Below are 14,248 nucleotides of genomic sequence, written 5' to 3' on the forward strand. Positions count from 1 at the left end.
ACGCGCCGAGCGGATCACCGCGCGTCCGGCCGGGGGCGGCCCACCCCGCTGCGCGCGAGCAGCGCGACGACGTGGATCCGGCGGGCCGTCAGCTCTTGGCGCAGACGCACCCCTGCGAGGACCCGCCCGCGATCTTCGCCGAGCAGAACCTCCGGTCGATGGCGTCGTGGTCCGCCCAGCGGTGCGGGCAGACCGGGCAGAGGTCGTCCGGGTCGGTGTCGTCGGTGTCGGGTGCGGGCTGCCGGTCGTCCATGGTGGTGGTGCTCCTTCGGGGGTCGCCCCGAGCGGACCCGGGGACGGGTCAGGGGGCCGGTGGCCCGGTGGGGCGGCGTAGCGGGGCGCCGACCGCGTGCAGGTGACGCAGGACCTCGGCGTAGGAACGCAGGGGCCCGGTCCGGGTGTAGGGCAGGCCGTGGGCGGTGCAGAACGCCTGCACCACCGGTTGGGCGCGACGCAGGTGCGGGCGCGGCATCCGCGGGAACAGGTGGTGCTCGACCTGGTAGTTCAGGCCGCCCAGTGCGACGTCGAGCACCCGGCCGCCGAGCACGTTGCGGGAGGTCAGCACCTGCTTGTGCAGGTGGTCCATCCGCTGCCCGGCGGGGATGATCGGCATGCCCTTGTGGTTCGGGGCGAACGCCAGTCCCATGTACACCCCCCACAGTCCCTGGTGCACCACGACGAACGCGACCGCCTGGAGCGGCGAGAGCACCCAGAACACCGCACCGAGGTAGCCGACGGCATGGGCGACGAGCAGCGCCCCCTCCAGCCACGGGCGCGGGACCTCGCGGCGCAGCACGCTCCGGACGGCGGTGACGTGCAGGCTCCACCCCTCCAGGAACAGCAGCGGCAGGAACAGGTACGCCTGGTGGCCGATCATCCACCGGACCGGTCCGCGAGCGGCGGCGGCCTGCTCGGGGCTGAAGGCGAGCACCGGGATGTCGATGTCCGGGTCGTCGTCGGCGTGGTTGGGGTGGGCGTGGTGGGCGGTGTGCTGGGTGACCCAGGTGCCGTAGCTCAGCCCGACCAGCCCGCCGTGCAGGTAGCCGACGACGTCGTTGGCGCGCCGGCCGGCGAAGATCTGACGGTGGCCCGCGTCGTGGCCGATGAAGGCCAGCTGCGTGGTCACGACCGCGAAGAACACTGCGAGCAGCAGCTGCCACCAGGACGGGCCGAGCCACACGAACACGGTGAGACCGCCGGCGAGCAGGACCCCGTTCGCCGCGAACAGGAGCAGGTAGGCCCGGCGGGCCTGCTGCAGCAGACCCGCCCCGGACACCAGGGCGGCCAGCTCGCCGAACCCGCCCGCCGTCGTCGGACGGGTACCGCGGGTGGACGGGACGGTGGGTGGGGGCGTCGTCATGCGTGCTCTCCGGTCGACCCTCGGGACACGGGACGAGCGGTCCTCACGACCGCACGGCTCACGCGTCGGAACGAGCCGCCGGGGACAGCGACACGCGACCCGGGCCTGTGCGGGAACGGTCGGAACCGCACCACGGGACGGCACGGTCACGCCTCCGTAATGTGGCACACGGGTCGCCGGGCTGCACACCCGCGCTCGGTCGCGGCCCGGGCGGGAGCTTCCTCAGGAGCCGGGTCGGAAGGCGCGGCGGGCCGCCGCCGACAGGGCCGCCCTGCGGCGCTCGTGCACCGCGGCGGCGTCGGCCGGGTCGGCGGTGATCGTCGGGGAGGCGGGGGACCAGGCCAGCGACAGGCCGATGACCAGGGGGTAGACGTCCCGCGCGTCGAGATCGGGGTCGACCAGGCCGTCGGCCTGGGCCGCGCGCACCGCGTCGATCTTGGCCTCGACGTCGTCGGCGACCACCGTCATCAGGTCACCGGTGGGGGTGCGTTCCAGGCGTGCCCAGATCGCCAGCCGCACGACCTCCGGGCGCCGGACGTAGGCGTCGTAGAGGCGGGCGACGTACCCCGGCAGGTCGCGGGGCTCGAACGGGACCATCTCCAGGATCAGCGCGAGGTGCTCGGCGAACACCGCGTCGAACAACCCGTCCTTGGAGGAGAACCAGGCGTAGATCTGGGCCTTGTTCGCCCCGGCGGCGGTCGCGATCCGGTCCACCCGCGCCCCGGCGATGCCGTGGGTGGAGAACTCGGCGGCCGCGGCGTCGAGCAGGCGGCGGCGGGTGGCGGATCCGTCCCGGGGCACGTCGCCACCATAACCAACCGTTCAGTTGCGATCCAGTCGGCGGGGTCGTAGCGTCGTTCATAACCAACTGGTTTGTCATGAAAGGTGTCGTCATGATCGAGACCACCGGAATCGCCGTGCACCGCCCCGGGGGTGCCCCGGAGCGCTGGAGGTTCGAGCGGCGCGACCCGCTGCCCGGCGACGTCGTGGTGCGGGTGACCCACTGCGGCGTCTGCGCCACCGACCTGCACGCCCTGCGGGGCACCGACCCGTCGGCGTTCCCGCTGGTGGCGGGACATGAGATGACCGGAGTCGTCGACGCGGTCGGGACGGCGGTGACCGACCTCGCGCCGGGGGACCGGGTCGCCGTCGGCAACATCGTCGGGTCCTGCGGCCGGTGTGCCGCCTGCCGCGCGGGCCGGGAGAACGGCTGCGCCGACTACCCGACGCTGACCTACGGCGGTCCCGACCCGCACCTCGGCGGCACCACCCGCGGCGGGTTCTCCTCGCACATCGTCGTCGACCGGCACTTCGTCCACGCCCTGCCCGACGGGCTCGACCCGGCCGCCGCCGCGCCGCTGCTGTGCGCGGGGGTCACCACGTTCGCGCCGCTGCGCCGCTTCGGCGCCGGCCCGGGGACGACGGTCGGGGTCGTCGGCATCGGCGGGCTCGGCCACCTGGCGGTCAAGTACGCCACCGCCCTCGGCGCACGGGTCGTCGCCTTCACGACCAGCGCCGCCAAGCGCGACGCCGCCCTGGCCCTCGGGGCCGACGACGTCGTGCTCACCCGCGACCCCGACGCGATGGCGGCCGCGTTCCGCACCGTCGACCTGCTGCTGGACACCACCGGCGTCGCCCTCGACCTGGCCCCCTACCTGCGGACGCTGACCGTCGACGGAACCTACGTGCTGGTCGGCATCCCGCCGGAGCCGCTCACGGTCGACCCGCTGAGCCTCGTGGTGGGGGAGAAGCGGATCGCCGGCACCGGGTCGGGTGGGGTGCCGGTCACCCGCGAGATGCTCGACTTCTCCGCCGAGCACGGCATCGTCGCCGACGTCGAGGTGGTCGGCCCGGACCGGTTCACCGAGGCGCTGGACCGGCTCGCCCGCGGCGACGTGCGGTTCCGCTTCGTCGTCGACGTCACCGGGCTCTGACCGGTCCGGCGCTCAGCGCTGCCGGACCGGCCGGACGAGGATCTCGTTGACGTCGACCTCGGGGGAGGTGCCGACCGCGTAGGCGACGGCGTCGGCGACGGCCTCCGGTGCGATCGCGTGCCTGCGGTAGACGGCCATCGCGTCGCGGGCGGTCGGGTCGGTGATGCTGTCGGCGAGCTCGGAGGTCACGACACCGGGGGACACCGTGGTGACCCGGATGCCCGGCGACGACTCCAGACGCAGGCCCTCGGTGATCGCCCACGCCGCGTGCTTGGTGCCGGCGTAGACCGCCGCCGTCGCGTTCACCTCGTGCGCGCCGACCGAGGCCGTCGTCACGAAGTGGCCCTGGTCCGCGGAGGTGAAGTGCCCCAGGACGGCGTGGATCGTGTGGAGGAGCCCCCGGACGTTCACGTCGACCATGCGGTCCCACTCCTGCACCAGGCCGGCGTCGAGGCGCGACAGCGGCATCACCCCGGCGTTGGCGACGGCGACGTCGATCCGCCCGTGCCGGGCGACGACGTCGTCGACGAGCGCGACGAGGGCGTCGCGGTCCACGACGTCGACCGGGTGCGGCTCGATGCCGGGCACCTGCGCGGCGAGGTCGGCGAGCCGGTCGGCCCGCCGGGCGGTGGCGATCACGTGGTGGCCGTCGTGGGCGAGCCGGGCGGCGATCGCGCGGCCGATGCCACTGCTCGCGCCGGTCACCAGGGCCACGGGAGTGGGGTTCGTGTCGTTCATGTCCTCCTTCCTACGAGCCGCGGCGACGGCGCGGCAGGGCGCGACGGTCGTGGGAGTGCCACACCCACCCGGGCCGGCGCGGGGTCGCCTAGGGTCGCGTCCATGGTGGCCACACCGCTCGGCGAGTACCTGCGGACCCGGCGCGCACTGGTGACCCCGGACGCCGTCGGCCTGGTCTCGGCGGGGGTCCGTCGTGTCCCGGGGCTGCGTCGTGAGGAGGTCGCGCTGCTGGCCGGGATGAGCGCCGACTACTACGTGCGGCTGGAGCAGGGCCGCGAGCGGAACCCGTCGGCGCAGGTGCTGGAGGCGCTCGCGGCCGTCCTGCGGCTCGACGACGACGCCCGGATGCACCTGTTCCGGCTGGCGGGGGCGGCGCCGCGGCCCCGGGCCCCGATCGCGGACGAGCGGCTCGACCCGCAGCTGGCGGCCCTGCTGGACAGCTGGCCGGGCCGGCCCGCGATCGTCCTCGGCCGCGGCTACGACGTGCTGGGCGCCAACCGGCTCGGGGCGGCGCTCGGGTTCGCCCCCGGGACCAACCTCGTCGAGAAGGTCTTCGAGGACCCGGCCTCCCGCACCTTCTACGCCGACTGGACCGCCGCGGCGGCGAACACCGTCGCCGGGTTCCGGGTGCTGCACGGCCAGGCCCCCGACGACCCCCGTGTCCGGCAGGTCCTCACGGCGATGCTGGACCGCAGCCCCGAGTTCGCCGAGCACTGGGCCCGGCACGACGCGCGGGGCAAGGGTGCCGAGCACAAGCGGCTGGTGCACCCCGACGTCGGCGCGCTGGACCTGCACCTGCAGTCGTTCGACGTCCGGTCGGCGCCGGGACAGCAGCTCGTCGTCTACGGGTGCGAGCCGGGGTCGGAGACGGCGGACCGGCTGGAGCTGCTGGGGATCGCCGCCGCGTCCGGCGCCTGACACCGTCCTCGGCCCGGGGTCTCAGTGCGCCGCGTCCACCACGTCCTCGCGGGTCAGCCGCCGCCGGAACACCCAGAACGTCCAGGCCTGGTAGGCGAGCACGACCGGCGTGACGACCGCGGCCACCCAGGTCATGATCGTCAGGGTGTACGGCGTCGACGCCGCGTTCACCACGGTCAACGAGAAGGCCGGGTCGGTCGTCGACGGCAGCACGTCCGGGTACAGCGACCCGAACAGCGTCACCGCGACGGCGACGATCGCGACCGTGGTCGCGGTGAACGACCAGCCCGACCGGCCCCGGACGGCGGCGAGGGTCCCGCCGGCCAGCCCGAGGGCCGCGACCAGGACCGGGGCGACGATCCACACCGGGGCGCCGTCGAGCAGCGTCCAGACCAGGAACGCCGCACCCGCCGGGATCGCGCACAGCCCCGCCGTCACCGCGACGGTGGTGGAGCGCTCGCGCACCGGGCCGTCGGTCTTCAGCGCGAGGAAGGCCGCCCCGTGCAGGGCGAAGACCAGCACCGTGGTGACGCCGCCGAGCAGCGCGTAGGGGTGGAGCAGGGTGAGCAGCGTGCCGGTGAACTCGTGGTCGGCGTCGAGCGGGACACCGTGCACGATGTTCGCCAGCGCCACCCCGAGCAGCAGCGCCGCGGCGAGCGACGAGCCGGTCAGCACGCGGTCCAGCACCGGGGCCCAGCGCGGCTCCTTGCCCCGGTACTCCAGCGCGATCCCGCGCAGGATCAGGGCGACGAGCAGCAGCAGGAACGCCAGGTAGAAGCCGGAGAACAGGCTCGCGTACCACTCCGGGAACGCGGCGAAGGTCGCGCCGCCCGCGACGATCAGCCACACCTCGTTGCCGTCCCACACCGGGCCGATCGTGCCGAGCGCGACGCGGCGGTCGGGCTCGTCACGGGCGACGACGGGCAGCAGCATCCCCACCCCGAAGTCGAAGCCCTCCAGGCAGAGGTAACCGGTCCACAGGACCGCGATCAGGACGAACCAGACGTCGACGAGTGCCATGTCGGTCCCCTCCTCAGTAGGTCGGTACGGGGGCGGTGGTCCCGGCCGGCTCCGGGTCGGCGACGCCCGCGGGCGGCGGCGGACCGGCGCGCACGGCCCGGACGAGCAGGACGACCTCGACGACGGCCAGCGCGCCGTAGAGCAGCGTGAACACGACCAGCGAGGTGAGCACCGACGCCCAGCCGACGCTCGGCGAGACGCCGTCGGCGGTGCGCAGCACGCCGTAGACGACCCAGGGCTGGCGGCCCGCCTCGGTGAAGATCCAGCCCGCGGAGTTCGCGAGCAGCGGCGCGGCCAGCCCCAGACCGGCGGCCGGGCCGAACCAGCGCGGCAGCCGCCGCGTCGCCCGGGAACGCCGGGTCAGCCACAGCCCGACGACGGCGAGCAGCGCCGCCAGCAGCCCGAAGCCGATCATCAGCCGGAACATCCAGTAGCTGAGCGGGATGTCCGGGGTGTACAGACCCGGCCCGAACGCGGTGACGGCCCGCTCCTGCAGCTGGTGGATGCCCTCCACCTCGCCGTCCCAGGTGCCGGTGGCCAGGAACGACAGCAGCCGCGGCACCCGCAGGCTCCACAGCTCGCGGGTGCCGTCGAGCGAGCCGATGGTGAACACCGAGAACGACGCCGGTGCGACGGTGTCGTAGAGCGCCTCGGCCGCGGCCATCTTCATCGGCTGCTGCTCGGTCATCAGCCGGGCCTGCAGGTCCCCGGTGAGCACGACGCCCAGGCTCCCGGCCAGCGTCGTCCACAGCCCGACCCGGATCGAGGGGCGGAAGACCTCGGGGTGGCGGTCCCGCACCAGGTTCCACGCGCTGATCGCGACCAGGAACATCCCGGCCGTCACCAGGCAGGCGGTCAGGGTGTGGGAGAACGCCCCGACCGCGGTGGAGTTGGTCAGCAGCGCACCGAAGTCGGTCAGCTCCGCCCGGCCGGTCGCGGCGTTCACGGTGGAGCCGACCGGGTGCTGCATCCAGGAGTTCGCGGCGAGGATGAAGTAGGCGCTCAGCACCGTCCCGATCGCAGCCAGCCAGATGCAGGCGAGGTGCACGCCCTTCGACAGCCGGTCCCAGCCGAAGATCCACAGACCGAGGAAGGTCGACTCCAGGAAGAAGGCGAGCAGGCCCTCGATCGCCAGCGGGGCGCCGAAGATGTCGCCGACGAAGCGGCTGTAGTCGCTCCAGTTCATCCCGAACTGGAACTCCTGCACGATGCCGGTGACGACGCCCATCGCGAAGTTGATCAGGAAGAGCTTTCCCCAGAACTGCGTCGCGCGCAGCCAGCGGTCGTCGGCGGTGACGAACCAGGTGGTCTGCAGGCCCGCGACGAGCAGGGACAGGCCGATCGTCAGCGGGACGAACAGGAAGTGGTAGACGGTGGTGATCGCGAACTGCCACCGCGCGAGGTCGAGGTTCATCACGCCCCTCCGGAGCCGGCGGGTCCCGTGTGGACCCGTCACCCGATCGTCGTCCGGACCGGGTGGTCGGGGCTCCGGGCGAAGGTCGGTCCGCGGTGTACCGGACGGCCCGCCCGCTCCGGGACGAAGGTCCCGGGCCGGGCCGGGTCAGGCCGGGTCGACCAGGTCGGCGGCCGGGCGTCGCGGCGTCGCCGGGACGGGGACCCCGTGGCCCAGGCGCAGGACGACCTGCGGGGGCCGGTCCCGGGCGAGCGAGCGGCGCACCCGCTCCCGCACGTCGGGGACCTCCACCAGCTGGGACACCGGCGACGCCGACAGGCCCTCGGCGGTGGCGGTCAGCAGCACCCGCGCCAGGGCCTCGCCGGCGCGCAGGTCGTCGCGGGGACCGTCGAGGTGCGAGGTCAGCACCGCGATCAGCGGGGCCGACTCGAAGGCGGCCGGCGCGGGCCGCGGGTGGGCGGACCCGCCGAAGTCCCGCGTCACCCACGGCTGGTTCGGGGCCGGCAGCGGTCCGCCCGCCGAGGCGGGGACGCCGTCGTCGAGGCCGCTGTGCCGGCCGGTCCAGGCCGCCATCTCCGCGACGAACGCGGGGTCGGCGGACTGGCGGGCGTGCGCCTCGCGGGCGAGGCCGCCCAGCACCGCGAGGTCCCCCGGGTCGGTCACCAGCTGCAGCCAGGCGCCCTCCTCGAACGCGGCGCGGGTGAGCGCGAAGCGGGTCGGGTTCGGCACCGGGACGTCGGAGAACGGGCGCCGGTTCGTGTGCCGGCGCGGCACCGCCTCCAGCAGCCGTCTCTGCTCGGGGGTGGCCGGCATCGCCGCGCCGCGCCGGACCACCGCGAGCAGTCCCGGGTCCGACGGGTCGGGGAGGCGGGTGACGAGCGGGCGGATGCCGGCCCCGGCCAGCGCGAGACGCAGCCCGTAGAGCGCCGCCCCGCAGCCGATCCGCAGCTCGCGGTCGGTCGGGTCGGCGACCGGCAGCCGTCGCGCGGGGTCGGCCCGCAGCTCGAGGTGGTCGGCGCCGACCCGGAACCGCCACGGCTGGGCGTTGTGCAGCGACGGCGCCAGGCCCGCCGTCGCCAGCACCCGGGCGGTCGCCGCGGCGTCGAGTCCGAGGATCGGGGTGACCGGCGCGGCCGTGCCGACGGTGTCCATGATGTGCGTCCCTCCCGGCGACCGGGCGTTCACCGGTGCCTCCGTGGCGATGGTGGGCGCCGCCGGTGCCGGTGGGACAGGTACGAAGGTCCCGGCCCGTGCCGGACGCCGGCCGTATCGTCGGCCCGGTGACGACGACGGACGAGGGACACGGTCGCGGGGACGGTGACGGGCAGGGCGAGATCTCCGGTCTGCTGGCGGGCCTGCGCCTGGACCAGCTGATCGGCGAGGTGCAGGACCGCCTCGCCGAGATCGCGTCCACCCGGCGGCGGACGCAGCGGCTGCTCGACGCGGTGCTCGGGGTCGCGGCCGGTCTGGAGCTGGACACCACGTTGGCGCGGATCGTGCAGTCCGCGGTGGACCTGGTCGACGCCCGCTACGGCGCGCTGGGCGTGCTCGCCCCGGACGGCAGCATCGCCCGCTTCGTCGACGTCGGCCTGGACGAGGCGACCCGCACCGCGCTGGGACGCCCGCCCGAGGGCCGCGGCCTGCTCGGCCAGCTGATCGCCGACCCGCGTCCGCTGCGCCTGCACGACCTGTCGGCGCACCCGTCCTCGGTCGGCTTCCCGCCGAACCACCCGCCGATGCGCAGCTTCATCGGCGTCCCCGTACGGGTCAGCGACGCCGTCTACGGCAACCTCTACCTCACCGAGAAGCGCACCGGCACCGAGTTCACCGCCGACGACGAGCTGATCCTCATGGCGCTCGCCGCCGCGGCCGGGATCGCCGTGCAGAACGCCGACCTGTTCGAGCAGGGACTGCTCCGCCAGCAGTGGCTGGAGGCGCTCGCCGAGATCCGCGGCGAGGTGCTGGCCGGCACCGGCGAGGCCGACACGCTCGCGCTCGTCGCCCGGCGCAGCCTGGAGCTGTCCCGGGCCGACGGGACCCTGATCGCCCTGGGCCCCGACTACGACGGCGGCTTCCGGGAGGGCGCGACCGCGGGCCGTCCGCCGCTGGCCGGCGGCCCCGACGACGCGCTCCTGCGCCGGGCCGTCGAGCTCCGCCAGCCGGTCCTGGCCGACGTCACCGAGGCCGCGGTCAGCGTCGACGGCGCCCGCGGGCCGGTCGTCGCGGTGCCGATGCGGGCCGTGACCCGGGTCAGCGGGGTCCTGGTCGCCCGCCGCGCCCCCGGCGACCCGCCGTTCCGGCCGTCGGAGGTGCCGCTGCTGGTGTCCTTCGCCGACCAGGCGGCGCTGGCCCTGGAGCTGGGGGAGAAGCAGCACACCCAGCGCGAGCTCGCGGTGCTCGCCGACCGCGACCGCATCGCCCGCGACCTGCACGACCACGTCATCCAGCGGCTGTTCGCGGTCGGCCTCACCCTGCAGGGCACGCTGCGCCGCGCCGGCGACGACGCCGCGGGCGCCGCCGTGCGCGAGCAGGTCGGGCAGGCCGTCGACGAGCTGGACCGCACGGTCCGCGAGATCCGCACCTCGATCTTCGACCTGCACACCGCGGACCAGGGCGGCGGCGGTCTGCGACGGCGGCTGCTCGACACCGTCGCGCGGGTGACGGCCGCGTCCGGGATCGACGCGACCGTCGACACCGCGGGACCGGTCGACACCGTCGTGCCCGCGCACGTCGCCGTGCACCTGCTGGCCGTGGTGCGCGAGGCCACGTCGAACGCGGTCCGCCACTCCGGTGCGGCCCGGCTGCACGTGCGGGTCGACGCCGGGGAGGAGCTGACCGCGGAGGTCGTCGACGACGGCTGCGGCATCGGCCCCACCGGCCGGCGCAGCGGGCTGCGCAACATCGCCGACCGCGCGGCCGAGCTCGACGGCACCTCGGTCGTCGAGCGCGTCGCGACCGGGGGCACCCGGCTGCGGTGGACGGTCCCGCTGGGCTGAGCGGGTCAGCGCCCGTGGCGGCGCTCGACGGCGTAGACGGCGGCCTCGGTGCGCCGGGAGAACCCGAGCTTGTGCAGGATCGAGGACACGTAGTTCTTCACGGTCTTCTCGGCCAGGTGCAGCGTGGCGCCGATCTGGCGGTTGGTGAGCCCGTCGGCGACGAGCCCGAGGATCCGCTGCTCCTGCGGGCTGAGGGTGTCGTAGCGGGGGTCGGCCTCGGGGTCGGAGCCGCCGGTGCGCAGCCGCGCCAGCACCGCGGCGGTCGCCCGCGGGTCGAGCAGCGAGCCGCCGGCGGCGACCGTGCGCACGGCACCGACCAGGTCGACGCCCGCGACCTGCTTGAGCAGGTACCCGGCGGCCCCGGCCATGATCGCGCCGAACAGCGCCTCGTCGTCGGAGTACGAGGTCAGCATCAGGCAGGCCGGCGGCGGGACGACCGCCGAGCGCAGGTCGCGGCACACCGAGACGCCGTCGCCGTCGGGCAGCCGGACGTCGAGCAGCGCGACGTCCGGGCGCAGGGCGGGGATCCGGGAGAGGGCCTGCGCCGCGGTCCCGGCCTCGCCGACGATCTCGATGTCGTCCTCCATGCCGAGCAGCTGGGCCAGCCCGCGGCGCACGATCTCGTGGTCGTCGAGCAGGAACACCGAGATCGTCATCGTCGTCCTCCGGGGCCGGGTCGTCGTCGGGCCGAGGCTAACGGGCGTTCCGGGCACACCGGGCGGGCCGAAGGTCCCGGCGCCCGGGTGCTCCCGGTCACGGGGACATCGGTGCGGCAGCCGGTGCGGCGGTCAGTGCAGCAGGACGTCGGCGGGCCTGCGGCGCGGTGTCTCCGGGAGCTCGGCGTCGTCCTGGGGGCGGCCGACGCGCAGCAGCAGCTGCGGGTGGTCGGCGGTGCGCAGGACCTGCCGGGCCAGGTCCGCCCGGGTCCGGGACGCCTCCAGCACCCGCGAGAGCGGGCAGGTCGCGAGACCGAGCGCGGTGGCGGCGAGCAGCACGACCCCGGCCGCCTCCCCGGCGGCGAGCCGGGCCGGGTCGTCGTCGGCGCGGGTGGTCAGCACCATGATCGTGGCCTCGTCGCGGACGGCGGCCCGGGCCGGCAGCGAGCCGCCCGGGAAGCGCACGCCCAGGTCGGGGCCCGGCCGCCACGGTGCGCCGCGGGGGAGCGACCCGGCCGGGACCCCGTCGTGCGAGCCCGGGTAGCGGTGGGTCCAGACCAGCAGCTCGGCGGCCTGGCCGGGCCGGGCGCGGGCCTCCCGCGCCGCCGTGTCCTCCAGCGCCGCGAGGTGCTCGCGGGCGACCGCGTCGGTCACGGTGTGCAGGGTGGCGCCGTACCGCGCCGCGTGCTCGCCGAGGACCGCGCGTGCGTGCCGCGAGTCCACACCCTCGCGGAAGGGCCGCCGGTCGGTGCGCCGGCGCGGGATCGCCCGGGCCAGCGCCGCCACGGTGTGGTCGGCGGGGTCCGGGGGAGCCCCGGTGAGCCGGACCGTCGCCAGGTGGTTCCGGTCCCCGGTCGGGAGCCGGGTGACCTCGTGGCCCGCCCCGAGCGCGGCGAGCGCGACGTGCAGGAAGCCCAGCGCGGACCCGCAGCTGACCAGCTGGTCGCGCCGGTCGGGGTCGGTGAAGGGCAGCCGCCGGTCGGGGTCGGCGTGCAGCTCCAGCCGGTCGGTCGCGACCCGCCAGCGCCACGGCTGGGTGTTGTGCACCGAGGGGGCGCGCACCGCCGCCGTGAGCGCGCGGCGCAGCACCTCCGGCCCGGACGGCGACGCCGCCGTCACCGCGACACCGCCGCGGCGGCGAGCCCGGCCGTCCACTCCCGCCCGCCGGGTGTCCCGGCCGTGTGCAGCCGCACCGGGAGCTCCAGGTCCGGCGCCGGCACCGGGTGCGGACGGCCGTCCCCGGCGGGCGCGGCGTCGACCATCCACAGCGGTCGGACCCGCAGCACCGCCGCGTGCCGGTGCAGGAACCGGCTCGCGGCGACGCGGGCCCACGGCCTGCCCCACGCCCCGACGAGCACGACGCCGGCGACCCCGGCGAGCGTGCGGGCGTCGCCCGCCCGGACGACGAGCGGGCGCAGCCCCTGCCCGGCCAGCTCGGCCCCGATCGCGGCCGCGGTGTCCAGCGACCGCCGGTCGGCACCGGCCAGCGCGACCATCACCGTGAGCTCCCCGCGCACCTCGACCATGGTGACCTCCTCCGTCGTCCCGGTACCGATGCTCCTCCGGGAACGACGGTCGGGGCAGGGCCGGGCGGCACGCCCGGCCCGGGCCGAAGGTCCCGCACTACGACTTCGGTCGGAGGCCGTCGCCGTTCGATCGATGTGCGGAGCCGGGCGGCGTTCCTAGCGTCCGCCCCGACCGCGACGAGGGGACGGGAACGATGCGAGGACGACGGAACCTGATACGGGCGACGGTGCTGGCGCTGCTGGCCGGGCTGACCGGTGCGGCGGTCGCGGCTCCCGCGGGGGCGGCGGAACCCGCGGCAGGGCCGGAGTGGGGCCCCTGCCCCGCGGACGTGGTGGCGCCGCTGGTGGCGCTGCAGTGCACGCAGATCCCGGTGCCGCTGGACCACGGCAGCCCCGACGGCGAACAGATCACGATCACGGTGTCGCGGCTGGCGAGCACGAAGCCGGAGAAGCGCCGCGGGATCCTGATCCTGAACCCCGGGGGTCCGGGCGGGTCCGGGCTGGCGTTCGCGAACGACCTGGTGAAGCGCGGTCTGCCCGCGAGCGTGCAGGAGAGCTACGACATCATCGGGTTCGACACCCGCGGGGTCGGCCACTCGGACCCGGTGAGCTGCGGGTTCACCACCGACCAGGACTACATCGGCAACATCCCGCCGTACGCCGCCGACGACGCGGCGGTCCTGCGGACGGCCGAGGTCGCGCGGGAGGTGGCGCAGCGGTGCGCGGCGAACGACCGCAACGGGCACCTGCGGCACGTCACGACCGCCAACGTCGCCCGGGACATGGACCGCATCCGGGCCGCGCTCGGCGAGGAGAAGGCCAGCTTCCTCGGCTTCTCCTACGGCTCGGCGCTCGGGGCGGCCTACGCCTCCCTGTTCCCCGACCGCTCCGACCGCGTCGTGCTCGACAGCAACGTCGGTGACACCCACCTCGACCCCGACGGCATCCGCCGCTACGCACTCGGCGCCGAGGAGACCTTCGGGGACTTCGCCCGCTGGGCCGCCGACCGGCACGGCACCTACGGGCTGGGCGCCACACCGGAGGAGGTGCGGCAGACCTACCTCCGGCTCGCCGCGCGGCTCGACGACCGGCCGTCGGGCGGGGTCGACGGGCGGGTGTTCCGGGCGGCCACCTTCGTCGGCCTGTACGGCCCGACCCTCTACGGCAGCACCGCCGCGGCCTGGCAGTCGCTGCTGTCCGGCGACGCCCCGGCCGCCCCGGCGCCGCCCGCCCCCGCGCCGCCCCCGGGCCCGTCGCCGCAGGACAACTCCTACACGGCGTTCCTGGCCACCACCTGCAACGACGTCGCCTGGCCGCGGGACGTCGCGGTCTACCAGCGGGCGGTGGCGCAGGACCGCGAGCGCTTCCCGGTGTACGGCGCGGCGAGCGCGAACGTGCTGCCCTGCGCCTTCTGGCCGTACGAGCCGGCCGAGCCGCCGGTCCGGGTGCTCGACGAGGGCCCGGCGAACGTGCTGATCGTGCAGAACCGCCACGACCCGGTCACCCCGCTGCGCGGCGGTGAGCTCCTCCGGGAGAAGTTCGGCGACCGGGCCCGGCTCGTCGTCGAGAACGGGAGCGGCCACGGCGTCTACGCGGGCGTCGGGGACACCCCGTGCGCGCTGGGGGTCACGACGTCGTACCTGGTGGACGGGACGCTCCCGCCCGACGACGTGATCTGCCGCTGAC

The 14,248-nt window shown here is 75.5% G+C and carries 14 protein-coding genes; 4 read left to right on the plus strand and 10 right to left on the minus strand.

The features are described from left to right. Window positions 1-88 precede the first annotated feature (88 nt). From KPL57_RS42970 to KPL57_RS42980, 3 genes are all read right to left on the minus strand, one after another. Window positions 89-253 carry an RGCVC family protein gene (locus tag KPL57_RS42970; protein WP_226356134.1) on the minus strand — a complete coding sequence of 55 codons (165 nt, stop codon included), beginning with the start codon at window positions 251-253 and terminating at the stop codon, window positions 89-91. A gap of 48 nt (window positions 254-301) precedes the next feature. After that, complete coding sequence (locus KPL57_RS42975; RefSeq protein WP_226356135.1) at window positions 302-1,360, minus strand: acyl-CoA desaturase; 1,059 nt, start codon at window positions 1,358-1,360, stop codon at window positions 302-304. Between the two features lie 222 nt (window positions 1,361-1,582). Beyond that, window positions 1,583-2,161, minus strand: coding sequence for a TetR family transcriptional regulator (locus KPL57_RS42980; RefSeq protein WP_062401936.1), 579 nt, complete (start codon window positions 2,159-2,161; stop codon window positions 1,583-1,585). A 92-nt stretch (window positions 2,162-2,253) separates the two neighbouring features. Here KPL57_RS42980 and KPL57_RS42985 point away from each other — a divergent pair, with 92 nt between their 5' ends. Continuing rightward, on the plus strand, window positions 2,254-3,294 hold the full coding sequence (locus KPL57_RS42985; RefSeq protein ID WP_226356136.1) for an NAD(P)-dependent alcohol dehydrogenase: 1,041 nt from the start codon (window positions 2,254-2,256) through the stop codon (window positions 3,292-3,294). A gap of 12 nt (window positions 3,295-3,306) precedes the next feature. On the opposite strand, the gene KPL57_RS42990 is transcribed toward KPL57_RS42985, so the two are convergent. Continuing rightward, window positions 3,307-4,032 carry an SDR family oxidoreductase gene (locus tag KPL57_RS42990; protein ID WP_226356137.1) on the minus strand — a complete coding sequence of 242 codons (726 nt, stop codon included), beginning with the start codon at window positions 4,030-4,032 and terminating at the stop codon, window positions 3,307-3,309. Window positions 4,033-4,134: 102 nt separating this feature from the next. Here KPL57_RS42990 and KPL57_RS42995 point away from each other — a divergent pair, with 102 nt between their 5' ends. Further along, on the plus strand, window positions 4,135-4,950 hold the full coding sequence (locus tag KPL57_RS42995; protein WP_226356138.1) for a helix-turn-helix domain-containing protein: 816 nt from the start codon (window positions 4,135-4,137) through the stop codon (window positions 4,948-4,950). Between the two features lie 21 nt (window positions 4,951-4,971). Here the strand turns inward: KPL57_RS42995 and cydB are convergent, their stop codons facing one another. The 3 genes from cydB to KPL57_RS43010 form a co-directional block, all read right to left on the minus strand. Then, entirely contained in the window at window positions 4,972-5,970 is a 999-nt protein-coding gene (gene cydB / locus KPL57_RS43000) for a cytochrome d ubiquinol oxidase subunit II (RefSeq protein WP_226356139.1), read from the minus strand. A gap of 13 nt (window positions 5,971-5,983) precedes the next feature. Beyond that, window positions 5,984-7,384 (minus strand): cytochrome ubiquinol oxidase subunit I, encoded by a 1,401-nt coding sequence (locus tag KPL57_RS43005; protein ID WP_264198741.1) that lies wholly within the window; start codon window positions 7,382-7,384, stop codon window positions 5,984-5,986. A 147-nt stretch (window positions 7,385-7,531) separates the two neighbouring features. After that, window positions 7,532-8,536 carry a nitroreductase gene (locus KPL57_RS43010; RefSeq protein ID WP_226356141.1) on the minus strand — a complete coding sequence of 335 codons (1,005 nt, stop codon included), beginning with the start codon at window positions 8,534-8,536 and terminating at the stop codon, window positions 7,532-7,534. Between the two features lie 128 nt (window positions 8,537-8,664). Between KPL57_RS43010 and KPL57_RS43015 the strand changes: the two genes are divergently transcribed. Continuing rightward, a complete protein-coding gene (locus KPL57_RS43015; protein WP_226356142.1) occupies window positions 8,665-10,380 on the plus strand; it encodes a GAF domain-containing protein in 1,716 nt (571 codons plus the stop codon). Window positions 10,381-10,385: 5 nt separating this feature from the next. On the opposite strand, the gene KPL57_RS43020 is transcribed toward KPL57_RS43015, so the two are convergent. The 3 genes from KPL57_RS43020 to KPL57_RS43030 form a co-directional block, all read right to left on the minus strand. Continuing rightward, window positions 10,386-11,036 (minus strand): response regulator transcription factor, encoded by a 651-nt coding sequence (locus KPL57_RS43020; RefSeq protein ID WP_226356143.1) that lies wholly within the window; start codon window positions 11,034-11,036, stop codon window positions 10,386-10,388. A 132-nt stretch (window positions 11,037-11,168) separates the two neighbouring features. Next, complete coding sequence (locus tag KPL57_RS70725; protein WP_226356144.1) at window positions 11,169-12,155, minus strand: nitroreductase family protein; 987 nt, start codon at window positions 12,153-12,155, stop codon at window positions 11,169-11,171. Next, entirely contained in the window at window positions 12,152-12,562 is a 411-nt protein-coding gene (locus KPL57_RS43030; RefSeq protein WP_226356145.1) for a hypothetical protein, read from the minus strand. The genes KPL57_RS70725 and KPL57_RS43030 overlap by 4 nt, the downstream gene beginning before the upstream one ends. Window positions 12,563-12,756: 194 nt before the next feature. Between KPL57_RS43030 and KPL57_RS43035 the strand changes: the two genes are divergently transcribed. Further along, window positions 12,757-14,247, plus strand: a complete 1,491-nt coding sequence (locus tag KPL57_RS43035) for an alpha/beta hydrolase (RefSeq protein WP_226356146.1) — start codon at window positions 12,757-12,759, stop codon at window positions 14,245-14,247. Window position 14,248 lies beyond the last annotated feature (1 nt).

Source organism: Pseudonocardia sp. ICBG601, assembly GCF_020496245.1.

Excerpts from the sequence above, each read along its gene's own strand:
- KPL57_RS43030 (WP_226356145.1), bottom strand. The coding sequence starts at position 12,562 with ATGGTCGAGGTGCGCGGGGAGCTCACGGTGATGGTCGCGCTGGCCGGT.
- KPL57_RS43010 (WP_226356141.1), bottom strand. The coding sequence starts at position 8,536 with ATGGACACCGTCGGCACGGCCGCGCCGGTCACCCCGATCCTCGGACTC.
- KPL57_RS42985 (WP_226356136.1), top strand. The coding sequence starts at position 2,254 with ATGATCGAGACCACCGGAATCGCCGTGCACCGCCCCGGGGGTGCCCCG.
- KPL57_RS43035 (WP_226356146.1), top strand. The coding sequence starts at position 12,757 with ATGCGAGGACGACGGAACCTGATACGGGCGACGGTGCTGGCGCTGCTG.
- KPL57_RS42990 (WP_226356137.1), bottom strand. The coding sequence starts at position 4,032 with ATGAACGACACGAACCCCACTCCCGTGGCCCTGGTGACCGGCGCGAGC.
- KPL57_RS42995 (WP_226356138.1), top strand. The coding sequence starts at position 4,135 with ATGGTGGCCACACCGCTCGGCGAGTACCTGCGGACCCGGCGCGCACTG.
- KPL57_RS43020 (WP_226356143.1), bottom strand. The coding sequence starts at position 11,036 with ATGACGATCTCGGTGTTCCTGCTCGACGACCACGAGATCGTGCGCCGC.
- KPL57_RS42970 (WP_226356134.1), bottom strand. The coding sequence starts at position 253 with ATGGACGACCGGCAGCCCGCACCCGACACCGACGACACCGACCCGGAC.
- KPL57_RS43005 (WP_264198741.1), bottom strand. The coding sequence starts at position 7,384 with ATGAACCTCGACCTCGCGCGGTGGCAGTTCGCGATCACCACCGTCTAC.
- KPL57_RS42975 (WP_226356135.1), bottom strand. The coding sequence starts at position 1,360 with ATGACGACGCCCCCACCCACCGTCCCGTCCACCCGCGGTACCCGTCCG.
- cydB (WP_226356139.1), bottom strand. The coding sequence starts at position 5,970 with ATGGCACTCGTCGACGTCTGGTTCGTCCTGATCGCGGTCCTGTGGACC.